Consider the following 25,807-nt stretch of genomic DNA (forward strand, 5'->3'; position numbering starts at 1 on the left):
CGAGAGGATTGTTGCCGGCAAAGGGCTCGGAGGGTCGACGGCATGACGAAGATGACATGAGTAAAGTGCCAGCAACCAAGGCGTCCGGGACTAAGGTGCCTGCGCCCAAAGGGCCTGCGGCCAAGGCCATGTTGACGATCTCGTCGAAGAACTATTCGTCCTGGTCGCTGCGCGGCTGGCTGCTCTGCCGCATGGCCGGGCTGGAGTTCGAGGAAAAGCGCGTCGACATCGATGATGCCGGGCAGCGGCAGGAGTTGCTGCTTCTGTCGCCATCGGTTCTGGTGCCGCGTCTGACCCATGACGGGGTGACAGTGTGGGACACGCTGGCAATCGCCGAATACCTGGCCGAGACCATGCCGGGAGCGGGGCTCCTGCCGGCTGACCGCGTCGCTCGCGCCCATTGCCGCGCCGTGTCTGGCGAGATGCATTCGGGATTTCACAATTTGCGCTCGGCGCTGCCGATGAGCCTGAAGGCCAGACACAAGAGCTTCAAGATATTTTCCGGCGCGCGCCCGGATGTGGAGCGGATCAAGACGATCTGGTCCGAATGCCTGGAGGCCTATGGCGGTCCCTGGCTGTTCGGCGCGTCACCGACCGTGGCCGACGCGATGTATGCGCCTGTCTGTACCCGTTTCCGCACCTATGCCGTCGAACTCGAAGCGCCGCTCACCGCCTATTGCGACACCATCTTCGCCTGGCCGCTGATGCAGGAATGGACGCAAGACGCCTTGGCCGAGCCCGAGGATATCATCGAACTGGACGTGGAATTTTAGGCCAACCGGGCCGTTGCAGAGCGGGGCCTGGCTGTATAATGGCGCGCTGCTACCCCTTCAGCATCTGCGCCACTTCGGGCGCGAAATAGGTCAAGATGCCGTCGCAGCCGGCACGCTTGAAGGCAAGCAGGCTCTCCAGCATCGCCTTCTCGCCGTCGATCCAGCCGTTGGCGCCCGCCGCCTTGATCATCGAATATTCGCCCGACACCTGGTAGGCGAAGGTCGGCATCTGGAATTCGTCCTTCAGCCGGCGGATGATGTCGAGATAGGGCAGGCCGGGCTTGACCATCAGCATGTCGGCGCCTTCGGCGATGTCCTGCTCGGCCTCGCGCACCGCCTCGTCGGAATTGGCGTGGTCGATGTAATAGGTCTTCTTGTCGCCCTTGAGCAGGCCCGCGGTGCCGACCGCCTCGCGGTAGGGGCCGTAGAAGGCCGAGGCGAACTTCGTCGCGTAGGACATGATCGCCACGTCCTGAAAACCGTTGGCGTCGAGCGCGTCGCGGATGGCGCCGATGCGGCCGTCCATCATGTCGGACGGCGCGATGATGTCGGCGCCGGCCGCGGCCTGGATGACGGCCGCTGCCGCGACCTGTTCCACCGTTTCGTCGTTGACGATGATGCCGTCGCGCAGGATGCCGTCATGGCCGTGGCTGGTGAACGGGTCGAGCGCGGCGTCGGTGATGATGCCGATCTCGGGCACCGCGTCCTTGATGGCGCGGGTGGCGCGGTTGATAATGTTTTCCGGGTCGAGGATGTGCGAGCCGGTCTGGTCGCGTAAGGCCAGTTCGACATTGGGGAAGGTGGCCAGCGCCGGAATGCCGAGCTTCGCCGCCCGTTCGGCCTCCTTGACGGCAAGGTCGACCGACAGGCGGAAGACGCCGGGCATGGCGGCGATCGGTTCGCGCACATTTTTGCCCTCGACGACGAAGATCGGCCAGATCAAATCGTCGACCGAAAGCCGGTTCTCCTGCACCAGGCGGCGCGACCAGTCGGCCTTGCGCATGCGGCGCAGGCGGCGGCTGCCGGTGATGTCGTCGACGCTGCGCGCGCCGGCTGGCTTGGTCGGGGTGAATTTGTTCATTGCCAAAACTCTCGGCCAAAACTCTCGTTCGGCGGCTTTTACCACGAGCCCTTGGTGCTGACCAATGCGACACGATTGTGCCAGCTTTGCTTCGCCCCGTTACCGAGAGGGCAGCGCGGACTTCTCAAGGCTGGCCATTGCCACGCGGAACGCTTCGTCGAAGACTGCTACCATTGACGCACCCATGCGCCGCCTTTAGCACTTCAGTCCCGCAGGCGCGGGGGGAGGGATTCTCTGGCGATGGATTTTGGCGGCGGCGACGAGATCCGCTTCGAGCGGCTGGGCCGGGCCGGCGTCATCACGCTGACGCGGCCGAAGGCGCTCAATGCCATCACACACAGCATGGTCAAGGCGCTCGGCAAGGCGCTTGATGCCTGGGAGCAGGATGCGAGCGTCAACGTCGTCATCGTCAAGGCGGAGGGCAGGGCTTTTTCTGCCGGCGGCGATATCCTGCACGTCTACGAGTGCGGCCGCGCCGGCAAGCCGCCGGTCGATTTCTTCGCTGATGAATACAGGCTCAACGCCCGCATCGCGCGCTTCAAGAAACCCTATGTCGCGCTGATCGACGGCATCGTCATGGGCGGCGGCGTCGGCATCTCCTTCCATGGCTCACACCGCATAATGACCGAGAATGCGCAGTTCGCCATGCCCGAAGTCGGCATCGGCTTCTTCCCCGATGTCGGTGCCAGCCACCTGCTTCCGGATCTTGGCGGCAGCTTTGGCATGTACCTCGGCTTGACGGGAGCGCGTATCCGTTATGGCGATGCGCTGTGGTCCGGCCTTGCCACGCACACGATCAAGGCCGACGACCAGGCAGGGCTGCTCGACGAGCTGATAATCAGCAATGACCCGAACGCCGAGTTGCGCGATTTCTTCATCCCGGCCAAACGCGAGACGGACCGGCAGGACCTTGATTCGATCGCGCGCCATTTTTCGCAAGGCACGCTCGCCGGCATCATCGCCAGTCTTGAGGACGCAGCCGGCGGTGATGCCTTTGCCGAGAAGACGCTGGCGATGATCAAAAGCCGCTCGCCGACCAGCCTTCACATTGCCTGGCGCGAGATCGGTGCCGGCCAGACGCTGTCGATGGATGAATGCATGAAGATGGAGTTCCGCATTCTCAACCGCATGCTCGCCGGCCATGATTTCTACGAGGGCATCCGCGCCGTCATCATCGACAAAGGCTCGACCCCGCAATGGCGGCCGGCGACGCTGGATGCGGTGAGCGCTGCCGACATCGATGCCTATTTCGCCCCACTCGGTGAACGGGAACTCTCGCTATGAGCGAGGTGACGTCGAGACGCGTCGTGCTTCAGCCCTCGACGGTCGAGGTGATCTTCGCCTGGTTTCAGCGCGTCATCGCGGGCTACTGCCTGCTGTTCGGCATCCTGTACTGGATCAAGCTGATCGGCTTCTATCCGGGCTCGCTCTGGCGCTTCGACCTCATGCCGGTGCACTGGCAGGTGGCGGCGGTGATGCTCGCCGTGTTTTTCCCCTTCGCCGCTGCGGGGCTGTGGATGCTGGCCTCCTGGGGGCCGGTGATCTGGTTCATCTGCGCGGTCACCGAGACCGTCATGTATGCCGGCTTTCCCGAGCTTTTCGGCCATCGGCTGCTGATCGTCGTCTCGCACGCGGCGGTGGCGCTGCTCTACATCGTCTTTCGCGTCGTCATCTGGCTGCAGAAACGCCCTGTCAGGCACTAAGCCGTTGAGGGCATTGACGACTTGGCAAGCGCCGGATTTGAGCCCCGTGAAAGGTGCCTAAGCCTTTAGGTTAATTATCCTTGCTCGGGTGACCGTTCGTTAAGCCTCTTTCGAAACCTCTTACCGGTAAGCTCTTGTTAGCCCTAGCGTTTAAGTCGAATTTTATGAGTATTCGATAGTGTCGCGATCAAGGTGAAAAACAAAAAATCACCAGGGCGACAAACGAGAGGCAAAGACAATGATCAATTCGCGTCCGGCGGCGAAGACCGCCAACGTATCCGACGATCGCCGCGAGGCTATCCGTTCCCTGTACATGGAATCGCTGCAGCTGGTCGAGCGGTTGCACCGCCGCCTGCTTGACGTGATCAAGGACGAATTCGACCGCAACGGCCGTTCCGACATCAATGCCATCCAGGCGCTGCTGCTCTTCAACATCGGCAACTCCGAACTGACCGCCGGCGAGCTGCGCTCGCGTGGCTACTATCTCGGCTCGAACGTGTCCTACAATCTGAAGAAGCTGGTCGATCTCGGCTTCATCAATCACCAGCGCTCGCGCATCGACCGTCGTTCGGTCCGCGTCTCACTGACGCCGAAGGGCAACGAGGTGGCTGATGTCGTCGCCGGTCTCTACGAGCGCCATGTCGGCTCGATCGAACAGGTCGGCGGCATCAACACCGACGAGTTCAAGCAGATGAACCGGGCCCTGCAGCGGCTCGACCGCTTCTGGAACGATACCATCGCCTACCGGATGTAAGATCATCCGCAGCATCGGATCCGGCCCGCGCCACAGAAACGCGGCCGAAATATCGACCTTCAGTCAGGGGCCGGTGCCGAAAGCACCGGTCCTTTTTCTGTTCATGGATAGTGAGCCAGGAGTTCGGCGGCCCGCCACTTGACCGATGCCTTGCACCGGAAGCCGCCAGGCCTGACTTCTGCCGCCCGCTTTGCTTTCGCCTTCACAATGCCTAATGTCGTCATACAAGGGGGCATGATGGGTCGAAAAGGCTGCTTCAAAATCTGTTCGGTCGCCATGGTGCTCCTGCTGGTGCCGCAAATGGCCTTTGCAGAGGAATGGTGGAAAGGTTCCTTCGCCACGGAAGGCAGCAGCCCCTGCGACAACAATGACTCCAGAGTGACGTTCACCGACAGGTCGGTGGAAATGTGGGAAGTTTGGTGCACCGTCAACAGAGTCCAGAAACTCAGAGGCCTGGACGCGATCATCCTGGATATGGCCTGTTCGGACGACGAGCAGAGTGTCGACAAGCGGCGCGGACTATTGCTCAAGCTCGATGACAACAAAATATTGCGGTATCCCGAAAACCAGGTGCTGCAACGATGTTCGGAGCTCGAGGCCAAGACCAGCCCAGAACCCTAGCTGTCCTTGAGCGCTTCATCCCGGCTCTGACAACGCGCCGATGACGCGGGTTCGGTACCGAAAAACCACGCCTCGTTCATTTCGCCGAGCCGGGCGGAGCCAAATTGGGCGCAAGGCCACGTTGCCGCCATATTCCAATGGAACCGAGGGTGGCAGTGATGCTGTCGTGAAGACCATGCGTCCACCCGCAACCGTATCGCGCCTCGTGCGTTTCTAGCCAACGTGATACGGGCCATGGTTGGCTAATTGTTAAGATTGCCAATTTTAGAGTGCGGGCGAGATCGCCCGATGACCGACGCAGCAAGTGATCGAACCGCTACCTATGTCTGGAACGTCCATGAGAACCAGCCGCCGCTTTTTCCTTTCCGGAGCCTCCGCGCTCGCCGCCGCTGCCGTGGTGGCCGGTCGTGCGAACGCGCAGGATGTGATCGGGGATATCCTGAAATCCTCGGCCCGCGGCAATTGGGACGACCAGTTCGACGCCCGCGCCAGCGAAGGCGGCAAGGTGGCTTCTACATTGCCGATCTTCAGCCCGCAGACCGTTGCGTTCACGGAGCAGGCGGTCGCGCAATATCAGAACATTGCCAGCCAGGGCGGCTGGACGGACGTTCCCGCGACCAAGAAACTGCAACTCGGCGTCGATGACCCGGATGTGGTGCCGCTGCGCAAGCGCCTGATGATTGCAGGCGACCTCTCCCAGAGCGCAGGCATTTCGACGGCCTTCGATTCCTATGTCGACTCGGCGGTCAAGCGCTTCCAACTGCGCCATGGTCTGCCCGCTGACGGCTCGATGGGCAAATACACCTACGCCGCGATGAACGTTTCCGCGCAAATCCGGCTCGGCCAGTTGCAGACCAATCTGCAGCGGCTGAAGGAGAAGGCGGGCACGCTCGGCAATCGTTACGTGCTGGTCGACATTCCCGCGGCGCAGGTCGAAGCGGTCGAGAACGACCGTGTCGTGCTTCGCCATACCGCGATCGTCGGCAAGATCGATCGCCAGACACCGATCGTCAATTCCAAGATCAACGAGATCATCGTCAATCCGTACTGGAATGCGCCGGTCTCGATCGTGCGCAAGGACATCATTCCGCTGATGCGGAAAGATCCCAACTATTTGAAAAACAGCCACATCCGCTTGTTCGCGCCGGATGGAAGCGAAGTCGATCCGATGAACGTGGACTGGTCGACCGACGACGCCGCCAAGTACCGGTTCCGCCAGGATCCCGGTTCGGAAAACGCCATGGCGTCGGTCAAGATCAATTTCCCGAGCCCCGATGGCGTCTACATGCACGACACGCCGCAGCAGAGCCTGTTCGGCAAGATGTTGCGCTTCGATTCCTCGGGCTGCGTGCGCGTGCAGAATGTGCGCGACCTCGTCACCTGGATCCTGCGCGACACGCCCGGCTGGGACCGCCAGCATTTCGAGGCGGCGATCAAGACCGGCGAAAACACGCCGATCCAGGTTACCAACCCGGTGCCGGTGCACTTCCTCTATCTCTCGGCCTGGTCGACCGGACCCGGCGTCGTACAGTTCCGTGACGACGTCTATGCGTTGGACGGCGCCAGCGAGCTGCAGATCACGTCTTCGCTCTAAACATCTGATAATTCTAGAGAAAGGCCGCTCAAAGGGCGGCCTTTTTGTTTGCATGAACGTTAGATCAGCCGCTGATTGACCAGCCGCGCCACCGCTTGCGCGCGGTTGACGGCGCCGAGTTTGCGCCTGGCATTGTCGACATGGAAGCGCACCGTCGTTTCGGCAATGCCGAGAATGACCGATATTTCCCAATCCGTCTTGCCTTCGGCGACAAACGCCAGACTGTCGCGTTCGCGCACCGTTAGCCGGACGGCAGCGGCGGGCGGCGGCGTCGTCAGGTTCATCAGCCGTTCCGTCAGCACCAGCCCGGCCATCTGGATGGCAAAACTCTCGTCGGCCGTGAAGTCGCGCGCGTGGAAGCCGAGATGCAGCGAGGCAATGGCGCCATCGGCGCCGTAGGAGGTGGAACACAGCGCGTCGTTGATCCCGGCCTCGCCGAGCGCCTCCCAATAGACGCCGAACTCAGCGCCGTCGCGCGGGGCAAAGTCGGAGAAGCGGTAACGCGTGCGGCTTTCGCGGATCGCGCCGAGCAGCGGGTTGCACTCGAAGCAGACATAGTCGAACGCCGGGCTGCCCGGCCAGTCCGCCGGCGCCAGCCGCGTGATGAAGCCGCCGGCCGCCCAATGGCTGGCGGAGGTCAGCGTTGCTGACGGCCTTCGATAGAGGCGGGTCTGCAGATAGGATGCGCCGAAGCTTTCCATCGCCGCGAAGTAAGCGGTGCTTGCGCCCTCAGCCGTTGCCGACGCCAATGCCGGTTCGGCATGGGCCATGATCCATGACAGCATCGATCGAACCCCCGCTCGTGAGCCGTAACGCAGCGTGACACAGCCGAGTATGACCCGCAAGGCGGCCAGCCGGCGAAAGCCGTCTGTCAACCCCGCGCTATCGGGAGGTTGATGCTTGACTATGCTCGCGTATCCAGAAAAGCGGCGGCGCCGGCTTTCGAAATTCACGTCCGAATGTTCGAGCATCGGCGCTCTGCATACGCACGTCGACCGGGGGGCCGGCGTGCGGCCGGCCACCTGGTGCCCCTAGGCAGCCTTGCGCTGACGCCAGGTGCCGGCCTTTTTCTGACATCGGCAGCCTGCTGGCCACTCGGTCTGCTGTCCTCTCTGCGATCGCTTCGCCAGCGCTGTCTGGACGCGACGCCGACGATTGCGCATGGTCCGGCCAACAGCCGGAATCGAGCCATGCAAACCGCCATCTTCATTCTCGTCGTGCTCGTCTTCGTCGCCGTTTCCGGCGCGTTGGTGCGGCTGGTGCGGGTGCCGCTGCCGGTCCTGCAGATCGCCATAGGCGCCGCGCTCGCATGGCCGGTGGGCGGCATCCATATCGAGATCGATCCGGAACTGTTCCTGCTGGTGTTCATTCCGCCACTGCTGTTCAGCGATGCTTTCGGCGCGCCCAAGCGCGAGCTGATCGCTTTGCGGGGGCCGATCCTCGACCTTGCCATCGGGCTTGTCTTCTTCACAATCGTCGGCTTCGGCTATGCCTTGCACTGGCTGGTGCCGAGCATTCCGCTGGTCGTTGCCTTCGCACTCGCCGCAGTGCTGTCGCCGACCGATGCGGTAGCAGTGTCCTCGATCGTCGACAGGAACGTTGTTCCGGCGCGGCTGATGCACATTCTGGAAGGCGAGTCGCTGCTCAACGATGCGTCGGGCCTGGTCATGTTCCGCTTTGCCGTGGCGGCGGCATTGACCGGCAGCTTTTCCTTTGCTGCCGCTTCGCTGAGTTTTCTCTACGCCGTAGCGGTTGGCATCCTGGCCGGCGTTGCGGCGCTGTTCGTCGCCGCCAAGGCGCTGCAACTCTTGAACCGCATCGGCGGCGTGCCGGCCGAGGCGCAGGTGCTGATCACCATCCTGCTGCCCTTCGTCGCCTATCTCGGCGCCGAACATTTCGGGGCGTCGGGCATCCTGGCGGCGGTGACCGCTGGTCTTCTGACCGGCAGCACCGGCATTTTCCGCTTTCTCGGCGTCTCGGCGCGCATGCAGACGATCTCGCTTTGGACGACGTTTTCCTTCGTCTTCAACGGCGCACTGTTCATCGTGCTCGGCCTGCAGCTACCCGAAATCATCCGCAAGGTGCCGCCGGAACTCACGGGCCACTATCCAATCATCCAGCCGGTGCTGACCGTGGTGGCGCTGACGTTCTGCCTGATCGCGCTCCGCTTCGTCTGGATCTGGGTTGGCGACATCGCGGCGGCGATCGCGGCGCGGCTCGGCAAGCGCGAGGTCGAACCATTCGGTCTGCGCGTGCGGCTCGCCGGCTCGGTGGCGGGCGTGCGTGGCGCCATCACGCTGGCCGGCATATTGTCGCTGCCGCTGGCTCTGCAGGATGGGTCGCCGTTCCCTGCGCGGGACTTGGTTATCTTCCTCGCCGCCGGCGTCATCATCTGCTCCCTGGTCATCGCCAGCCTGGCCTTGCCGGTGATCGCGCGCGGCCTGGTCGAGCCGGGCGAGGATGCAGGTGCCGCCGAGGAGCGCCGGGCGCGTGTCGGCGCTGCCAATGTGGCAATCGCCCGCATCGAGAGCATGGCGGGCAGCAGCGACGATGACCGCGAGGTGCCCAGCGCCAGACTTGTCGCCGCCGAAAACATCGTTGCCGGCTATCGGCGCCGCATCGCCACCTCCGACGAAGCCGATGAAGCCCGAGCCGAGGCGCGCGAGGCAGGGCGGGTGGAGCTCGAAATGCGACTTGCCGGCATCGAGGCAGAACGCACTGCCGTGCGCGCCATGCTTCAGCGCGGCGAGATCAATGATCACACGGCGCGAGCGCTGTTCACAGAGATCACCCTGACGGAGGCCCTTTTGAACGGCAGGCAGGCGCGGAAATAGAACCGGCTATGCACAGGGGCTGTGGATTTGCAGGCTCTGCCGCAAACCGGCCAGCAAATTTCGCGCTGCAAACGTGGCGGGTCGAAAACAACTGTGTTAATGGCGCGGCAATGCATGTCGCCCGAAGCTGTGCAGCGGTTTTGGGGCAACGATATGCATAAGCAAATAGCCCCCGAACCGGAGGATTTTCAGGCCATGGCAACAGCAGCGGCAGTGTCGAACAAATTCGAATCCTTCTTCGAAACCACGCTGGAAGACGCCGATCCGGAGATTTTCGGCGCCATCCGCAACGAACTCGGTCGCCAGCGCCATGAGATCGAGCTGATCGCCTCGGAAAACATCGTTTCCCGTGCGGTGCTCGAGGCGCAGGGGTCGATCATGACCAACAAATATGCCGAGGGCTATCCGGGCAAGCGCTACTATGGCGGCTGCCAGTTCGTCGACGTGGCCGAGGAACTGGCCATCGAGCGGGCGAAGAAGCTGTTCGGCTGCAATTTCGCCAACGTCCAGCCGAATTCGGGCAGCCAGATGAACCAGGCGGTGTTCCTGGCGCTGCTGCAGCCCGGCGACACCTTCATGGGCCTCGACCTCAATTCCGGTGGCCATCTCACCCACGGCTCGCCGGTCAACATGAGCGGCAAGTGGTTCAAGGTCGTCTCCTATGGCGTGCGCAAGGAAGACCATCTGCTCGACATGGACGCGATCGAAAAGACCGCGCATGAGACCAAGCCGAAGCTGATCCTGGCCGGCGGCACCGCCTATTCGCGCATCTGGGACTGGAAGCGCTTTCGCGAGATCGCCGATGCGGTCGGCGCCTATCTGATGGTCGACATGGCGCACATCGCCGGCCTCGTCGCCGGTGGCGTGCATCCGTCGCCGCTGCCGCATGCGCATGTGGTGACGACCACCACCCACAAATCGCTGCGCGGTCCGCGCGGCGGCATGATCCTGTGCAATGACGAGGACATTGCCAAGAAGATGAACTCGGCCGTGTTCCCCGGCCTGCAGGGCGGCCCGCTGATGCATGTCATCGCCGCCAAGGCGGTGGCCTTCGGCGAGGCGCTCAAGCCGAGCTTCAAGCTCTATGCCGAGAGTGTGACCGCCAACGCCAAGGCGCTGGCTTCGAGCCTCAAGGAGACGGGGCTCGACATCGTCTCCGGGGGCACCGACAACCATCTGATGCTGGTCGACCTGCGCCCCAAGAATGCCACCGGCAAGCGCGCCGAGGCAGCCCTTGGCCGCGCCAACATCACCTGCAACAAGAACGGCATCCCCTTCGATCCGGAAAAGCCTTTCGTCACCTCGGGCGTGCGCCTCGGCACGCCGGCCGGCACCACGCGCGGCTTCGGCCAGGCCGAATTCCGCGAGATCGGCAAGCTGATCGCGGAAGTGCTGGATGGTCTCAAGGTCGCCAATTCGGACGAGGGCAATGCCGCGGTCGAAGCGGCGGTCAAGGCCAAGGTCGTGGCGCTGACCGATCGTTTTCCGCTCTATCCTTATCTCGGTTGACCATCCTTATCTCGATTGACCGGGCGCGATGCGTCATCTTTTATTCGCCGGCACTGCGTCACCCCTGATCGGGTGACGCATGGAACTGGAGACTTGATGATGCGCAATTTTTGTCCCGCCTCACTCGGCGTCGCCGGCTGGCTGGCCGTTTGCGGATCTGCCTTGGCGCAGACGCAGCCCGCCCCGGAGGCGCCTGCCACCAGCACCTTCGGCAAATGGACAACCATCGTCGATGTGCTCGACACCGGTCAGGATGCGAGCAAGACTTGTGCGGCTTCGACGGCGTTCTTCGATGCGAGCGGCAATTCGGGCACGCTGACCTTGTCGATCTCGACCGGCGATGCGCTGCCGCCGGATGCCTATCCGGCCATCATGCTGACCGTCGACAACAAGCAGCTGCCGACCGGCAAGAAGATCGCGGCGACGTTCGGCGATCCCGGAGTCAAGGTTTCGGCAACGGTTTATTCCAACGACGCCGTCATCGGCCGTCCGAGCTGGACGGTCGACAATCAGGCCAAGACCAGTCTCGCCCTGTTGCGCGCCATGCGCCAGGTCATCTCGCTCGATGTGACTTTCGGCAAGAACGTTGTCGCCAGCATCCCGATGGATGGCTTCACCAAGGCCTACCGCAACCTCGGAACGTCCTGCGGCTTCCCGACCAAGGACGTCGCGCCGTGACGCGGACGGCCGGGTCGGAATAGGGGGCGCGGATGGACATTGTCTGGAAGGGCGTGGTCGGCGGGCTGGTGACGGCGCTGATCGTCTGGGCGTCCAAGCGGGGCAATGTCCTGCCCGGGATTCTGCCGCTGGCGCCGACCTTTGCCGTCATTGCCTTGCTCGCCGTGGGCGCCGGGGGTGATCAGGGCGGTTTTCGCGATGCCTGCCTTGCCGGTATGAAGACAATTCCGGCCTATCTCGCCTTCCTCGGCGCCTGCTGGTTGTTCATCGACAAGGTCGACTATCGCCTGGCTGTGGTCGGCGGCATCGCCGTCTGGCTGGTGGCCGCGCTGGCAATCTTCCTCGCGCCTCGCTATCTCTGAAGAAACGGAACCGCTTCAATCCAGGCCGGAAAGGCTCTAAGCCTTTCGCCTCATCAGATTCGCGAACCCAAGGCTTTTCATGCGCTGTCCCTATTGCCAGTCCGAAGATACGCAGGTGAAGGATTCGCGCCCCGCCGAGGACGGCGCGGCGATCCGCAGGCGGCGTGTCTGCCCCGATTGCGGCGGCCGTTTCACCACCTTCGAGCGCGTCCAGTTGCGCGATCTGGTCGTGGTCAAGAAGTCGGGCCGGAAAGTGCCGTTCGACCGCGATAAGTTGCTGCGCTCGGTCGAGATCGCGGTGCGCAAGCGCAATGTCGATCCCGAGCGCATCGATCGCGCCGTGACCGGTATCGTGCGCCAGCTCGAAAGCTCCGGCGAGACCGAAGTGGCTTCCGGTGAGGTCGGCAAGCTGGTCATGGAAGCGCTGAAATCGCTCGACGACGTCGCCTATGTGCGCTTCGCCTCGGTCTACCGCAATTTCCGCGAGGCCAAGGACTTCCATGAGCTGCTGGGCGAATTGAAGGGCGACGAAGACAAGAGCAATGAAGAGGAAGCCGGCTGAGCATGGCAGGATCGCAGCGTAGCGAGGCTGAACAGGCAGCCCTTGATCGCCGTTTCATGGCTGCGGCGCTGAGGCTGTCGCGCCGCAATGCCGGCAGGACCTCGACCAACCCTTCAGTCGGTACAGTGATCGTGCGCGACGACGGCGCTGGACCGATGATCGTCGGCACCGGTGTCACCGCAGTCGGCGGCCGACCGCATGCCGAGACAGAGGCGCTGGCCGAGGCGGGCGAACTCGCGCGTGGTGCCACCGCCTATGTCACGCTCGAACCTTGTGCCCACCACGGCCGCACCCCGCCTTGCGCCAATGCGCTGGTCAATGCCGGCATTGCGCGCGTCGTGGGGGCTGCCAGCGATCCCGATCCGCGCGTCTCCGGCAAAGGCTATGCCATCCTGCGCGCCGCCGGTATCGAGGTGGTCGAAAAGGTGTTGGCTGGCGAAGCCGCCGAGCAGATGGCCGGTTATCTCATTCGGTCGCTGAGCAAGCGCCCGGAAGTGATTCTGAAGCTTGCGCTTTCCAGTGACGGCAAGATCGGCAGGGAAGGCGCCGGCCAGGTTGCGATTACAGGCGATATCGCGCGGCGCGAAGTCTACCTGATGCGGGCCGAGGCTGACGGCATCCTGGTCGGCATCGGCACGGCGCTGGAGGATGATCCGGCGCTGACGGTGCGCTTGCCGGGGCTGGAGAACCGTTCGCCGGCACGCATCGTGCTCGACCGGCAGATCAGGCTGCCGGAGTCCTCGAAACTGGCCTCGGGCGTGGATCGCGTGCCGCTCTACGTCGCTGCTTGCCTGGAGGCCGATCCGCATCGGCGGGCGGCGCTCGAACGCGCCGGCGTGCGCTTCATCGGCACCGAAACGCATGAAGGCGGCGTGGCATTGCCGGAACTGCTCGAGGATCTGGCGGCACTCGGCATGGCAAGCGTGCTGGTCGAGGGCGGCGCCAAGGTGGCCAGCGCTTTCCTGGCCGATGGGCTGGTCGACCGCATCGTGCTGTTCCAGGGGCCGGAAGCGATCGGCGAGGGCGGCATTGCATCGCCGATCGACGCTGACCATATCCCGGCAGGCTTTCGCAAGCTGCGCGAGATGCGCTTTGGTGAAGACAGTTACGCCGAGTGGGTAAGAGACCTCTAGACCATGATCCCGAAAAGTGGGACCCGGTTTTCGGACAAGGTCAAAACGGGAAGATAGCATCGATGTTTACCGGAATTGTCACCGATATCGGCACCGTCGCGGTCGTCAAGCCGCTCAGCGAAGGCGTCGGCTTGCGCATCGACACCGCCTATGATCCCGCGACCATCGCCATCGGCGCCTCGATCTCCTGCGGCGGCGTCTGCCTGACGGTCACGGCTTTGCCTGACCATGGCTCGAATGCGCGCTGGTTCGAGGTCGAGGCCTGGGAAGAAGCCTTGCGGCTGACCACGGCTTCGATCTGGAAATCCGGCAGCAAGGTCAATCTCGAGCGGGCGCTGAAGATCGGCGACGAGCTCGGCGGCCACATCGTGTCTGGCCATGTCGACGGCACCGCCGAGATCGTCGAGCGCAAGGATGAGGGCGATGCAGTGCGCTTCACGCTGGAGGCGCCGCGCCATCTGGCGAAATTCATTGCGCCGAAAGGCTCCGTGGCGCTCGACGGCACCTCGCTCACCGTCAACAAGGTCGAAGGCACCCGCTTCGACGTGCTGTTGATCCACCACTCGCTGACTGTGACCACCTGGGGCGAGCGCAAGGCCGGCGACCGCGTCAACCTCGAGATCGACACCATGGCCCGCTACGCCGCGCGGCTGGCGGAGGCGGCGAAAGAGGGCTTGTAGCGGTCACATGGTCAATATTCCGCGAGCCGTCCCGAAGGCAGCAAATTGATCGAAGATACTGAAAACCTTGTCTACGAAGCGGTCAGAGACCTCGACAGCTCCAAGACCTACAAAGATCTGCTTTCCGATGATGTCGAGGAGCGGATCCGGGCGATACTCAGCATCTCGTGGCACGACGACTGGCGTTTTGCGCAAGCTGTTTGCTTCAAATACGCCCGTTCTCCCGATCCGGATGTCCGAAGGATTTCCATCACAGGATTGGGCCATATCGCGCGCGTCCACGGTGCGATCCATATGGATTCTGTTTGGAACTTGTTGGCGAACTTCGCCAAGCCGAAGGCGCTCACGGTTTCTTCGAAGCGATGTTTGACGACATCATGGTCTTTGTCGCTCGGCAGGGGCGACGAACCGTCTAAGTCGCTAGGCACTGCAGCCGTCCGGAAATTGGACCTGGCCTTCCGACAAAGCTTGCGAACTCCGCGGCTTCGGCCTAAGTCACCGGCAACCCCCCGGAGATTTTTATGGCAGGCACATCCCAACACGGCAAAGCCTTCATTCGTCCGAAGGCGAAGGCGCATCTGCTGATTGTCGAAGCGCGCTTTCACGACGACCTTGCCGACGCGCTGCTCGACGGCGCCACAACCGCGCTCGATGAAGCGGGCGCGACCTACGACGTCGTCACCGTTCCAGGTTCGCTCGAAATTCCCGCGGTGATCACCTTCGCGCTGGACGGCGCGGCGGAGGGCGGCACAAATTACGACGGTTTCGTTGCGCTCGGCACCGTCGTTCGCGGCGACACCTATCATTTCGACATCGTCGCCAATGAATCCAGCCGTGCGCTCATGGACCTGTCCGTGCAGGACTCGGTCTGCATCGGCAACGGCATCCTGACCACCGAGAACGATGCACAGGCATGGACGCGGGCCAAGCGCTCGGAAGGCGACAAGGGCGGCTTTGCCGCGCGTGCGGCGCTGACCATGATTGCGCTGAAGGAACAATTCGGAGCGCGATCGTGAGCGAGCCTGCTTCGCCCGGACAGCCCGCGGTGCGCCACGCCAACAAGCGCGGCGCCGCCCGTCTGGCGGCCGTGCAGGCGCTCTATCAGATGGATGTCGCCGGCAGCGGCGTCTTCGAGATCACCGCCGAATATGAGGCGTTTCGCCTCGGCAAGGAAGTTGACGGCGCGCTCTATCGCGAGGCGGATGCCCAATGGTTCCGCGCCATCCTGGCCGGCGTCGTCGAGGACCAGAAGAATATCGATCCAATCATTCGCCAGGCGCTGACCGAGGACTGGCCGCTGTCGAGGCTCGATTCGACGCTGCGCGCCATCCTGCGTGCCGGCGTCTATGAATTGATGAAGCGTGAAGACGTGCCGGTGGCGGTCATCGTTTCGGAATATGTCGACATCGCCAAGGCCTTCTACGAGGAAGACGAGCCGAAGCTGGTCAATGCCGTGCTCGACCGCGTGTCACGCCGGGTGCGCGGCGAGGGGCGCGGCAAGGACGCATCGTGACGGCCATCGCCGTCGAGCGGCCTAGGGATGCGCGGCGCACCGCGCTGATCCTGGCCGCCTCGCAGGCGATCATCGGCTCGGCGGCGCCCATCGCCATTTCGATGGGCGCGTTGGCCGGGCAATACCTGCTCGGTGCCGACAAATCGCTGGCGACGGCGCCGATCACCGGCTTCAACCTTGGCGTGGCGCTCGGCGCCTTGCCGGCCGCGGCCATTATCCGCTGGCTGGGCCAGCGTGGCGGCTTCATGACCGGAACCGTCGTCACCGCGCTTGGCGGCCTGATTGCCACACTGGCGCTTTTCCACGGCAGCTTCTGGCTCTTCGCATTTGCGCTGCTGGTGATCGGCATCGGTGGCGCCTTCGTCCAGCAGTTCCGCTTCGCCGCCGCCGACAATGCGCCGCCGGAGTTCAAGGCGCGCGCCATCTCCTTCGTGCTGGCCGGCGGGATCATCACCGCCGTCCTTGGGCCGCAGATCGTCATCTTCACCCGTGAACTGTTCGCGCCGGTGATGTTTGCCGGCTCGTTCGCTTCCATTCTGCCGCTGGCCGCGGTTGGCGCCTTTATCCTATCGTTTCTGCGCCTGCCGGCGAAGGCCGAGAGTAAGGTCGACATCGCCGAAGGCGATGCCAGACCGTTGTCCGAAATCGTCACCAAACCGCGCTTCGTCGCCGCGCTGTTTTGCGCTGTCGGCAGCTATGCGCTGATGAGCTTCGTCATGACTGGCGCACCGCTGGCCATGGTCGGCTGCGGCCTGTCGGAAGATGATGCGACGCTGGGCATCTCATGGCACGTCATGGCGATGTTCGCGCCGAGCTTCTTCACCGGCTCGCTGATCCATCGCTTCGGCGCCGAGCGCATTGTCGCTGTCGGCCTGATCCTGCTCATCGGCTGCGCCATTGTCGCATTGTCGGGGCTGGCGCTGTGGCAATTCTGGACGTCGCTGATCCTGCTCGGCCTTGGCTGGAATTTCAGCTTCATCGGCGCCACCGCTATGGTGGCGGCCAGCTACCGGCCGTCGGAAAAGGGCAAGGTGCAGGGTTTTCACGACTTCGTCCTGTTCGGCTCTGTCGCCTGCGCGTCGCTGCTGTCGGGCATGGTCTACAACGCCTTCGGCTGGGAGATGCTGAACTGGATGATCTTTCCGGTCACCGTTCTGTGCTTCGTCGCACTCGGCGCGCTCAAGATGACGGCTCTGCGCAAGGCGAGCGCCTGATCCTGGAACTGCTGTCGATCTGACATGATGCTGTCAGGATTGCTTCAGTTGAATTTGCCGCGCCGAAACAAAATTATTGCGTCTGTACCTATTGTTATGAAACCGTGTGCCCCGACTGGCCGTTGAAGCCATGCTCATATGCGGCCACCGCATTCCGGTTCACAGCAAGGGGTTTTCACAATGTTTTCAGTCAAGGTTTTCGCCGGCGCGGCATTGGCGCTGGCCATCACAGCGGCTTCCGCCAGTGCTCAGGTGGTCGTCTCCTCGAAGATCGATACCGAGGGTGGCGTGCTCGGCAACATCATCCAACTCGTTCTCAACGCCAATAACATCAAGACCACCGACCGCATCCAGCTCGGCGGCACGCCGGTGGTGCGCAAGGCGATCACCGCCGGCGAGATCGACATCTATCCCGAATACACAGGCAATGCCGCCTTCTTCTTCGAGAAGGCCGATGACCCGGTCTGGAAGGATGCCGCCAAGGCCTATGAGACGGCCAAGAAGCTCGACTATGACGCCAACAAGATCGTCTGGCTGTCGCCGGCGCCGGCCAACAACACCTGGGCGATCGCGCTGCGCAAGGAAGTGACTGACGCCAACAAGCTCGCCACGCTTTCCGACTTCGGCAAGTATGTCGCCGGCGGCGGCCAGGTGGTGCTGGCGGCCTCGGCCGAATTCGTCAATTCGGCGGCGGCACTGCCGGCCTTCCAGACCACCTATGGCTTCAAGCTGAAGCCCGAGCAGTTGATCACGCTCTCCGGTGGCGACACGGCGGCGACCATCGCCGCCGCGGCCAACCAGACCAGCGGTGCCAACGCCGCCATGGTCTATGGCACCGACGGTGGCATCGCGCCGTCCGGCCTGGTCGTGCTTGAGGACGACAAGGGCGTGCAGCCGGTCTACCAGCCGGCGCCGATCATCCGCGAATCCGTGCTCAAGGAACATCCGGAGATCGAGACACTGCTGAAGCCGGTCTTCGCCAAGCTCGACCTCGTCACGCTGCAGGAGCTGAACGGCCGCGTGCAGGTCGGCGGCGAGCCGGTCAAGGGCGTCGCCGAGGACTTCCTGAAGAAGAATGGCTTTCTGAAGTAGGACGATTCCGGCGCGCCGCTCGCGTGGCGCGCCGGAACGACCGACGGGGGAGGGCGTGAATATCCGCTTCGACAAGCTCGGCGTGGTCATCGCGGCGATCGCGGCCTATGCGGCGTTCCTCGCCCCCTTCGCCACGTTCCGCGCCAACCGCATCGTGCCGGGTCAGGCGCGCTCGATTCTTGAGGCGTTGCCGGCAACCACAGGATGGTTGCTGTTCGCCGTCATCGTCGCCGCTGCGCTCATAGCTCTGTTCAGGACACCGCTCGTGCTGCGCCTCGCCGCCAGCGTGGTGGCACTTGTCGCACTCGCGCTGTTGATCGGCGTCGCCGGCACATTTCTCACGCCGGCTGGCAACACCTTCGCCAGAGTGTCCCCCGCTTCCGGTTTCTGGATACTGATTTTTGCCTTCACGATTGTGTTGGCTGACGTGCTGACAAGGCTGAACCTGTCGCCCTTGGCGCGAGTTGGCGTGCTTGTCGTTGCGGCTTTGGCGATCGGCCTGCTGTTGATGTCGGGAAGCTGGGACAATCTGTCGATCCTGAAAGAATATTTCAACCGCGCCGACAGTTTCTGGGCCGAAGGCACCAAGCATGTGACGCTGGCGCTCGGTTCGCTGGCCGCCGCGGTCATCGTCGGCCTGCCGCTCGGCATCCTGTGCCACCGCGTCGAAAGGCTGCGGGCCGGCGTGCTCAACGTGCTCAACATCATCCAGACCATTCCCTCGATCGCGCTGTTTGGCCTGCTGATCGCGCCGCTCGGCTGGGTCTCCATCCACGTGCCGGGGGCGGCCGCGCTCGGCATTCGCGGCATTGGCACGGCACCTGCCTTTGTCGCCCTGTTCCTCTATTCGCTGCTGCCGGTGGTGGCCAACACCGTGGTCGGTCTCGCCGGCGTGCCGCGTGCCGCCAACGACGCGGCGCGTGGCATGGGCATGACCGACCGCCAGCGCCTGTTCGGCGTCGAGTTTCCGCTGGCCTTTCCGGTGATCCTCACCGGCATCCGCATCGTGCTGGTGCAGAATATCGGCCTTGCCACCATCGCCGCCCTGATCGGCGGCGGCGGCTTCGGCGTGTTCGTCTTCCAGGGTGTCGGCCAGACGGCGATGGATCTGGTGCTGCTCGGTGCGGTGCCGACGGTCGCGCTCGCCTTCGCCGCCGCCATCATCCTCGACGCGGTGATCGAAATGACTGCCACCAAGCGCAGGGTTGAAACGGCATGATCGAGATCGAAGGCATTACCAAGGTTTATGACGCGACAACGGTGGTCGACGACGTATCGATGGTCATCGAGCCGCGCACGGTTTGCGTCATTGTCGGCACCTCCGGTTCGGGCAAGACGACGCTGCTGCGCATGATCAACCGGCTGGTCGAACCGACATCAGGCATCATCAAGCTCGACGGCGCCGACAATCGTTCGGTGCCCGGTTACGAACTGCGCCGCAGCATCGGCTATGCCATCCAGGGCCACGGCCTGTTTCCGCATCGCACCGTGGCGCAGAACATTGCCACCGTGCCGGTGCTGCTCGGCTGGGACAAAGCCCGCATCGACGCCCGCGTCGATGAGTTGATGACGCTCTACCAGCTCGATCCGCAGGCTTACGGGCCACGCTATCCGCACGAACTGTCCGGTGGCCAGCAGCAGCGCGTCGGCGTCGCCCGCGCGCTCGCCGCCGAGCCCAACGTGCTTTTGATGGACGAGCCGTTCGGCGCGCTCGACCCGATCATCCGCACCAAGGCGCAGGAAGACCTGCTGGCGATCCAGAAGCGCTTCGGCACCACCATCATCCTCGTCACCCACGACATGGAAGAGGCCGTGCACATGGGCGACAAGATCGCGGTGATGGATGCCGGCAAGCTGGTGCAATACGCCAAACCCGCCGAGATCCTGGCGAACCCGGCCAGCAGCTTCGTCGAGACCCTGGTCGGCGCCAGCGAAAGGCCGTTCAGGCTGTTGTCGCTCGGCCGGGTTCGCGATGCGGTGGAAATCGGCTCTGCGGAAGGGGAGGCAATCCCTGGCGATGCCAGCCAGCGCGATGCGCTGGCTGAACTCCTCTGGTCGGGCCGGCCGGCGCTGCCGGTGAAAGGCGCCGATGGCAAGCCGCTCGGCCGGGTCACGGTGGACGGGCTGGTCAAGCGCGCGGCGAGGCCGGCATGAAAGCCTGGCTGCCGGCGCTGCTGCGACTTGCCCTTGCAGCGCTGCTCGTCGCCTTCCTCACCAACCCCGGCTGGTTCGAGCCGTTGCTGAAACCGTTGACAGAGAACAATGCGCCGGTGATCTACAATCAGGGCAGCCTGCTGACCTTGACGCTGTTGCATCTGGGCACCGTGCTGATCGCCACTGTGGCTGCAACCATCGTTGCCGTCGCGCTTGCCATCCTGGTCACGAGGCCCGTTGGGGCGGAATTCCTGCCGCTGTCGCGTAGCCTGGTCAACATTGGCCAGACCTTTCCGCCGGTGGCGGTGCTGGCGCTTGCCGTTCCGGCAGTAGGTTTTGGCGAATGGCCGACGCTGATCGCGCTGTTTCTCTATGGCCTGCTGCCGATCTTCGAGAACGCGCTGACCGGGCTGACGACGCTGCCGGCCAATGTGATGGAGGCTGCGCGTGGCGCCGGCATGACCGGCTGGCAAAGGCTCACCAAGGTCGAGTTGCCGCTCAGCGCACCGATCATCCTGGGCGGCATCCGGTTGTCGGTTGTCATCGGCCTTGCCACCGCCACCATCGGCTCGACGGTGGCTGCCAAGACGTTGGGCGAGGTGATTATCGCTGGCCTGCTGTCCAACAATCTCGCTTTCATCCTGCAGGGCGGCCTGATCGTGGCGGCCCTTGCCGTGCTGATCTATGACGGGCTGTCGGCGGTCGAGCGCTATGCGGCGCGGCGGATGGGGCGCGAGGCGGAGTAGTCCCCGGGGCATGTGGTGGTCTTGTCGGCATGATCCCCTTGCGTCATTTCAATCGATCTAAATCAAGGGCCATGCCGGCAGGGTCGCCGCGGCTTTTGTCTTTTCGGCGAAAGCCGGGCAAAAACCGAACAATATCTTGACGTTCCGAGCCCTGTTTCGCATACACCGGTGCGAAGAGGTGGATTCCGTGCGCGGATTCCGGTCTTTGTCTCAACGGCCCAGGGAGGGGTTCTTTTGGGCCAGCAATCGAGGAAAATTCGGCAATGACCATACTTTACGCCGTCATCGCCTGCGGCTTGCTTTCTGTCCTTTACGCCATCTGGGCGACACGTTCGGTCCTTGCGGCCGATCAGGGCAATGCACGCATGCAGGAAATCTCCGCTGCCATCCGCGAAGGCGCGCAAGCCTATCTGGCGCGCCAGTACACCACCATCGCCATCGTCGGCGTGGTCGTGCTCGTGCTCGCTTGGTGGCTGCTTTCCATTACCGCCGCGATCGGCTTCCTGATCGGCGCCGTCCTGTCGGGCGCCGCCGGCTTCATCGGCATGCATGTTTCGGTGCGGGCCAATGTGCGCACGGCCCAGGCGGCTTCCAACAGCCTCGCCGCCGGTCTGGACATCGCCTTCAAGTCGGGCGCCATCACCGGCATGCTGGTGGCTGGCTTGGCGCTGCTCGGCGTCTCGATCTACTATCTCATCCTGACCCATTTCATGGGCCTGCAACCCAACGACCGCATTGTCATCGACTCGCTGGTCTCGCTCGGCTTCGGCGCTTCGCTGATCTCGATCTTCGCCCGTCTCGGCGGCGGCATCTTCACCAAAGGCGCCGACGTTGGCGGCGATCTCGTCGGCAAGGTCGAAGCCGGTATCCCTGAAGACGATCCGCGCAACCCGGCCACCATCGCCGACAATGTCGGCGACAATGTCGGCGACTGCGCCGGCATGGCCGCCGACCTGTTCGAGACCTATGCGGTGACGGTCGTCGCCACCATGGTGCTTGGCGCCATCTTCTTCGGCGGTACCGCCGTTCTGCAGACTGCGATGCTGTATCCGCTCGCCATTTGCGGCGCCTGCATCCTGACCTCGATCGTCGGCACCTTCTTCGTCAAGCTCGGCTCGAACGGCTCGATCATGGGCGCGCTCTACAAGGGCCTGATCGTCACCGGCCTGCTGTCGATCGTCGGCCTCGCCGTCGCCACCTCCGCTACGGTCGGCTGGGGCGAGATTGGCACCGTTGCCGGCATGATCATCACCGGCAAGAACCTGTTCATCTGCGGCCTCGTCGGCCTCGTGGTGACCGGCCTCATCGTGGTGATCACCGAGTACTACACCGGCACCGGCAAACGCCCGGTCAACTCCATCGCCCAGGCCTCGGTGACCGGCCACGGCACCAACGTCATCCAGGGCCTTGCGGTCTCGCTGGAATCGACGGCACTGCCGGCGATCGTCATCGTCGGCGGCATCATCTCGACCTATCAGCTCGCAGGTCTATTCGGCACGGCGATCGCGGTGACGACGATGCTCGGCCTCGCCGGCATGATCGTTGCGCTCGACGCCTTCGGCCCGGTCACCGACAATGCCGGCGGCATTGCCGAAATGGCCGGCCTGCCCAAGGAAGTGCGCCACTCCACCGACGCGCTCGACGCGGTCGGCAACACCACCAAGGCGGTGACCAAGGGCTATGCCATCGGCTCGGCCGGTCTCGGCGCACTGGTGCTGTTTGCCGCTTACTCCAACGACCTGAAGTTCTTTGCCGCCAATGGCGACAAATATCCCTACTTCCAGGGCATGGGCGATATCTCCTTCGATCTCTCCAACCCCTACGTCGTCGCGGGCCTGATCTTCGGCGGCCTGATTCCGTATCTGTTCGGCGGCATCGCCATGACGGCCGTCGGCCGCGCTGCGGGCGCCATCGTCGAGGAAGTGCGCAAGCAGTTCCGCGAGGATCCGGGCATCATGGCCGGCACCTCCAAGCCGAACTATGCGCGTGCGGTCGACCTTCTGACCAAGGCGGCGATCCGGGAAATGATCATCCCGTCGCTGCTGCCGGTCCTGGCGCCGCTCGTCGTCTATTTCGGCGTGCTGCTGATCTCGGGTTCGAAGGCCTCGGCCTTCGCGGCTCTCGGCGCCTCGCTGCTCGGCGTCATCGTCAACGGCCTGTTCGTCGCCATCTCGATGACCTCGGGCGGCGGCGCCTGGGACAATGCGAAAAAGTCGTTCGAGGACGGCTTCGTCGACAAGGACGGCGTCAAGCACCTGAAGGGCTCCGAGGCGCACAAGGCTTCGGTGACCGGCGATACGGTGGGCGATCCCTACAAGGACACCGCTGGCCCGGCGGTCAACCCGGCGATCAAGATCACCAACATCGTGGCGCTCCTGCTGCTCGCCGTGCTCGCGCACGGCTGAGAGAGCGGTCGAAAAATGAAACCCGCGGGGAGCGATCCCCGCGGGTTTTTCATTGAGACTGCTGTTTCGGGTCGGGGAGGGTGCTTTCAATCGTCCTTGGCGTTTGCGTCTATCCGGCTGCGATAGAGCGTGAGCAACTCTTCCACGCCCGGCTCGCGCTCCGGCATTGGTGCGAGGCCGCGTATCTCGCGCAGCCGGGCGATAAAGGCGCCGCGTCCATGCTTGTGGCGAAAGGACCGGGCCCTCGGATGGATACCGCAGGCGGCCAGGAACCTGCGCCTGAGGTAGGTATACCGGCTCGAGCGGGGCGCTTCGGCCGTGGCAAGGACCGTCGCACGCAGGGCGTCCGGCATGTGCATTGCGTTGAAGAGTTCCTCCTGCTCCGTCGCTGTATCGCCGACATAGCTGCCCTTGCGAACGCCGGAATGCAGTTTGAGCACGGTCAGGTGGGGTATTGTCGCGATGACCGCCCCCTTTCGCCAGGCCCGGAACAACCAGTCTTGCGATGATTCGCAGAAGCACTGGCCGGCCGGGCGCCAGGACCCCAACCGGTTCAATGACGTCCGCCGTACGATCTGGGCCGATCCGAATCCAGTCGTCGACGCGGGGTCATAGAAGCCGTCCTTGCCGATCCCGAATATCGAGTTCTTGACGGGCTTGCCATCGGCCGACGGCGGCTCGACAACGGCACCGCGCGCGATCACAACGTCGGCGTTGGTCGCGTCGATCCATCCCGTGGTCGCCGCGAGATGGTCCGGAAACCAGAGGTCGTCATGGTTGAGCAAGGCGACGAACCGGCCGCGTGCCCGGGCAAAGCCGATATTGTTGGGGCCGGATTGCTCGCCGAAATTGACCGGCAGGTCGATATAGACGATGCGCGGATCGGCAAATTCGGCGATGAGCGCCGCCGTGTCGGGGCGACAGGCATCGCCGATCACCAGAATTTCAAAGTCCTGCAGGGTCTGGCCCAGCACGCTGCGCAGCGCCTGCCGCAAGGCGGCGGGGCGGTTGTGGGTTGCGATCACCACCGACACGAGCGGCGCGTTCTGCCCGGTTGCATCGGACTGGCCGCACAGTTCCACGCTACACCAGTCTATAGGGGATCTGATCCGTGTCCGGCGGCAGGCGCCAATGGTCCGGTGCGTCATACGCATAGGCCTTGTCGACGAGATTGAGCAGCAGCGCGATCTCCGGCCCTAGCGCCGTCACGCCATGCCACACGCCGGGCGGGATGATGACGATCGCCGGCCGCAAGGCGCCGACGATCTTGTGCCAGACCGTACCGAAGCTGGGCGAAGCCTTTCGGCCGTCATAGAGCGATATGCGCACACTGCCGACACAACAGAAAAGCCGATCCTGCGTCACCTTGTGTGCATGCCAGCCGGTCACCGCACCCGGATACATCGTGCGCTGGAAGACCTGGCCGACGGGCAATTGATCGAGATCCCACTCGTCCCGGAAAACCTCGGTGAGATAGCCGTTCGACGTCGCGACCGGCCTGATTTCCTTGATCTTGACGCCGTCGATCGCCGGAGGGTCGATGGCAAGCCAATCAGGTGTCACGGTCTGCCGGTCGGGTGTTCCCGTGGCCATCCAGCCGTCTGGTGCTACGCGTTCGCCACTGCTCATTTTCAAAACCCCAAAGCCCTGGGATTTGATAAGGGCTTGCCCCATTGCTGGCAAGCCGGGCCTGCCTTGGCCAAACAAAAACCCGCAGGATTGCTCCCGCGGGTTTTCGGTCGCCTGAGATGTTGCTGTTTTCCCCGTGGGGAAGCAGGGTCTGATGATCAGGGAGTGCCGCCGCCGGGGATGCCGGGCGCCAGCTTGCTGGCGCCGTTGATGATCTGGCTGAGGAAGTTCTGGTCCTTGCCGCCAGTCGGCGTGGTGCGCGAGATGAAGTCGAAAATCTTGCCGTCCTTCAAGCCGTAATTGGCGATCTGGGTGACGCGACCATCGGCGCCGAAATAGACCGCCAGCACCTTCTGGTCGACGAGCCTGGGCTTGGCGAAGGCGACATAGCGCTTGCGCGTTTGCGAAATGTAATAAAACGCCTCGTTGTCGAAAGTCGCCGTGGTCGACGGCGTGCCAAGCGCCAGAAGCACCTGCTCGCGGCTGGAGCCGACGGGCACCGAATCGACGGCCTGCTGGTCGTAAACATAGCCTTGCGTCAGCGTCTCGCTCGGACTGAGGTCGCCGAACATCTTGTTGGTATGACATGCCGAGAGCGCCGATATGACGAGCAGCAGCGAGATCGCGCCGGCGGGCCTGGACGAGAAGGTCGACTTGAAATTCAGCGCGCGCAACAACAATTCTCCATTATATCGCCGCAACTTGCGCTGGGCCGCAAAACCGGTAAACCAGCTTGCTTGCCGATGCAACAAGGCCAATTCAACAAACGG

At 63.5% G+C, this 25,807-nt stretch carries 27 protein-coding genes; 21 read left to right on the plus strand and 6 right to left on the minus strand.

From position 1 onward, the window contains the following. Positions 1-128: 128 nt before the first annotated feature. On the plus strand, positions 129-773 hold the full coding sequence (locus tag AC1DX4_RS15515; RefSeq protein WP_477221458.1) for a glutathione S-transferase: 645 nt from the start codon (positions 129-131) through the stop codon (positions 771-773). Positions 774-822: 49 nt separating this feature from the next. Here the strand turns inward: AC1DX4_RS15515 and hemB are convergent, their stop codons facing one another. Next, positions 823-1,854 carry a porphobilinogen synthase gene (hemB, locus tag AC1DX4_RS15520; RefSeq protein WP_477221151.1) on the minus strand — a complete coding sequence of 344 codons (1,032 nt, stop codon included), beginning with the start codon at positions 1,852-1,854 and terminating at the stop codon, positions 823-825. Positions 1,855-2,094: 240 nt separating this feature from the next. Here hemB and AC1DX4_RS15525 point away from each other — a divergent pair, with 240 nt between their 5' ends. The 5 genes from AC1DX4_RS15525 (at position 2,095) to AC1DX4_RS15545 (ending at position 6,526) form a co-directional block, all read left to right on the plus strand. Then, the gene (locus AC1DX4_RS15525) at positions 2,095-3,138 is read left to right on the plus strand and encodes an enoyl-CoA hydratase/isomerase family protein (RefSeq protein ID WP_477221152.1); all 1,044 of its coding nucleotides are present in this window, start codon (positions 2,095-2,097) and stop codon (positions 3,136-3,138) included. Continuing rightward, entirely contained in the window at positions 3,135-3,557 is a 423-nt protein-coding gene (locus AC1DX4_RS15530; RefSeq protein ID WP_115139495.1) for a DUF6163 family protein, read from the plus strand. The genes AC1DX4_RS15525 and AC1DX4_RS15530 overlap by 4 nt, the downstream gene beginning before the upstream one ends. A 238-nt stretch (positions 3,558-3,795) precedes the next feature. Then, complete coding sequence (gene ldtR, locus AC1DX4_RS15535) at positions 3,796-4,311, plus strand: transcriptional regulator LdtR (RefSeq protein ID WP_013896002.1); 516 nt, start codon at positions 3,796-3,798, stop codon at positions 4,309-4,311. 138 nt (positions 4,312-4,449) lie between these two features. Continuing rightward, positions 4,450-4,932 (plus strand): hypothetical protein, encoded by a 483-nt coding sequence (locus tag AC1DX4_RS15540; protein WP_477221153.1) that lies wholly within the window; start codon positions 4,450-4,452, stop codon positions 4,930-4,932. Positions 4,933-5,269: 337 nt separating this feature from the next. Next, a complete protein-coding gene (locus tag AC1DX4_RS15545; protein WP_477221154.1) occupies positions 5,270-6,526 on the plus strand; it encodes a L,D-transpeptidase family protein in 1,257 nt (418 codons plus the stop codon). A gap of 59 nt (positions 6,527-6,585) precedes the next feature. Here AC1DX4_RS15545 and AC1DX4_RS15550 read toward each other — a convergent pair whose 3' ends face one another. Continuing rightward, positions 6,586-7,311, minus strand: coding sequence for a helix-turn-helix transcriptional regulator (locus AC1DX4_RS15550; RefSeq protein WP_477221155.1), 726 nt, complete (start codon positions 7,309-7,311; stop codon positions 6,586-6,588). Between the two features lie 405 nt (positions 7,312-7,716). Here AC1DX4_RS15550 and AC1DX4_RS15555 point away from each other — a divergent pair, with 405 nt between their 5' ends. The 7 genes from AC1DX4_RS15555 (at position 7,717) to AC1DX4_RS15585 (ending at position 14,284) form a co-directional block, all read left to right on the plus strand. Continuing rightward, entirely contained in the window at positions 7,717-9,360 is a 1,644-nt protein-coding gene (locus tag AC1DX4_RS15555; RefSeq protein WP_477221156.1) for a Na+/H+ antiporter, read from the plus strand. Between the two features lie 195 nt (positions 9,361-9,555). Further along, entirely contained in the window at positions 9,556-10,869 is a 1,314-nt protein-coding gene (glyA, locus tag AC1DX4_RS15560; protein ID WP_477221157.1) for a serine hydroxymethyltransferase, read from the plus strand. A gap of 99 nt (positions 10,870-10,968) precedes the next feature. Further along, positions 10,969-11,547: an invasion associated locus B family protein gene (locus AC1DX4_RS15565; protein ID WP_477221459.1), complete on the plus strand. Its 579-nt coding sequence runs from the start codon at positions 10,969-10,971 to the stop codon at positions 11,545-11,547. Positions 11,548-11,579: 32 nt separating this feature from the next. Then, positions 11,580-11,909, plus strand: a complete 330-nt coding sequence (locus AC1DX4_RS15570; RefSeq protein WP_477221158.1) for a GlpM family protein — start codon at positions 11,580-11,582, stop codon at positions 11,907-11,909. 79 nt (positions 11,910-11,988) lie between these two features. Next, positions 11,989-12,471: a transcriptional regulator NrdR gene (gene nrdR / locus AC1DX4_RS15575; RefSeq protein ID WP_477221159.1), complete on the plus strand. Its 483-nt coding sequence runs from the start codon at positions 11,989-11,991 to the stop codon at positions 12,469-12,471. A 2-nt stretch (positions 12,472-12,473) separates the two neighbouring features. Next, the gene (gene ribD / locus AC1DX4_RS15580) at positions 12,474-13,604 is read left to right on the plus strand and encodes a bifunctional diaminohydroxyphosphoribosylaminopyrimidine deaminase/5-amino-6-(5-phosphoribosylamino)uracil reductase RibD (RefSeq protein WP_477221160.1); all 1,131 of its coding nucleotides are present in this window, start codon (positions 12,474-12,476) and stop codon (positions 13,602-13,604) included. A 62-nt stretch (positions 13,605-13,666) separates the two neighbouring features. Next, on the plus strand, positions 13,667-14,284 hold the full coding sequence (locus AC1DX4_RS15585; protein ID WP_477221161.1) for a riboflavin synthase: 618 nt from the start codon (positions 13,667-13,669) through the stop codon (positions 14,282-14,284). Positions 14,285-14,287: 3 nt separating this feature from the next. Here AC1DX4_RS15585 and AC1DX4_RS15590 read toward each other — a convergent pair whose 3' ends face one another. Next, on the minus strand, positions 14,288-14,578 hold the full coding sequence (locus AC1DX4_RS15590) for a hypothetical protein (protein ID WP_477221162.1): 291 nt from the start codon (positions 14,576-14,578) through the stop codon (positions 14,288-14,290). Between the two features lie 227 nt (positions 14,579-14,805). On the opposite strand from AC1DX4_RS15590, the gene ribH reads away from it, so the two are divergent. The 8 genes from ribH (at position 14,806) to AC1DX4_RS15630 (ending at position 23,408) form a co-directional block, all read left to right on the plus strand. After that, positions 14,806-15,300, plus strand: coding sequence for a 6,7-dimethyl-8-ribityllumazine synthase (gene ribH, locus AC1DX4_RS15595; protein ID WP_477221163.1), 495 nt, complete (start codon positions 14,806-14,808; stop codon positions 15,298-15,300). After that, positions 15,297-15,797 carry a transcription antitermination factor NusB gene (gene nusB, locus AC1DX4_RS15600; protein ID WP_477221164.1) on the plus strand — a complete coding sequence of 167 codons (501 nt, stop codon included), beginning with the start codon at positions 15,297-15,299 and terminating at the stop codon, positions 15,795-15,797. Before ribH ends, nusB begins: the two co-directional genes overlap by 4 nt. Further along, positions 15,794-17,011 carry an MFS transporter gene (locus AC1DX4_RS15605; RefSeq protein WP_477221165.1) on the plus strand — a complete coding sequence of 406 codons (1,218 nt, stop codon included), beginning with the start codon at positions 15,794-15,796 and terminating at the stop codon, positions 17,009-17,011. Before nusB ends, AC1DX4_RS15605 begins: the two co-directional genes overlap by 4 nt. Before the next feature lie 180 nt (positions 17,012-17,191). Further along, the gene (gene osmF, locus AC1DX4_RS15610) at positions 17,192-18,103 is read left to right on the plus strand and encodes a glycine betaine ABC transporter substrate-binding protein OsmF (RefSeq protein WP_477221166.1); all 912 of its coding nucleotides are present in this window, start codon (positions 17,192-17,194) and stop codon (positions 18,101-18,103) included. A 55-nt stretch (positions 18,104-18,158) separates the two neighbouring features. Beyond that, positions 18,159-19,322 carry an ABC transporter permease gene (locus AC1DX4_RS15615; protein WP_477221167.1) on the plus strand — a complete coding sequence of 388 codons (1,164 nt, stop codon included), beginning with the start codon at positions 18,159-18,161 and terminating at the stop codon, positions 19,320-19,322. Then, positions 19,319-20,257 (plus strand): ABC transporter ATP-binding protein, encoded by a 939-nt coding sequence (locus AC1DX4_RS15620; RefSeq protein WP_477221168.1) that lies wholly within the window; start codon positions 19,319-19,321, stop codon positions 20,255-20,257. Before AC1DX4_RS15615 ends, AC1DX4_RS15620 begins: the two co-directional genes overlap by 4 nt. Further along, positions 20,254-21,003 (plus strand): ABC transporter permease, encoded by a 750-nt coding sequence (locus AC1DX4_RS15625; RefSeq protein ID WP_477221169.1) that lies wholly within the window; start codon positions 20,254-20,256, stop codon positions 21,001-21,003. Before AC1DX4_RS15620 ends, AC1DX4_RS15625 begins: the two co-directional genes overlap by 4 nt. Before the next feature lie 263 nt (positions 21,004-21,266). After that, complete coding sequence (locus tag AC1DX4_RS15630) at positions 21,267-23,408, plus strand: sodium-translocating pyrophosphatase (protein ID WP_477221170.1); 2,142 nt, start codon at positions 21,267-21,269, stop codon at positions 23,406-23,408. Positions 23,409-23,494: 86 nt separating this feature from the next. Here the strand turns inward: AC1DX4_RS15630 and AC1DX4_RS15635 are convergent, their stop codons facing one another. The 3 genes from AC1DX4_RS15635 to AC1DX4_RS15645 all read right to left on the minus strand — a co-directional run bounded on the left by AC1DX4_RS15635 (position 23,495) and on the right by AC1DX4_RS15645 (position 25,711). Beyond that, positions 23,495-24,490: a glycosyltransferase family 2 protein gene (locus AC1DX4_RS15635; protein WP_477221171.1), complete on the minus strand. Its 996-nt coding sequence runs from the start codon at positions 24,488-24,490 to the stop codon at positions 23,495-23,497. Between the two features lies 1 nt (position 24,491). Further along, positions 24,492-25,037 (minus strand): dTDP-4-dehydrorhamnose 3,5-epimerase family protein, encoded by a 546-nt coding sequence (locus tag AC1DX4_RS15640; RefSeq protein ID WP_477221172.1) that lies wholly within the window; start codon positions 25,035-25,037, stop codon positions 24,492-24,494. Between the two features lie 158 nt (positions 25,038-25,195). Further along, positions 25,196-25,711 (minus strand): outer membrane protein assembly factor BamE, encoded by a 516-nt coding sequence (locus tag AC1DX4_RS15645; protein ID WP_475451193.1) that lies wholly within the window; start codon positions 25,709-25,711, stop codon positions 25,196-25,198. Positions 25,712-25,807 lie beyond the last annotated feature (96 nt).

This window comes from Mesorhizobium sp. P3_A8, assembly GCF_056402995.1.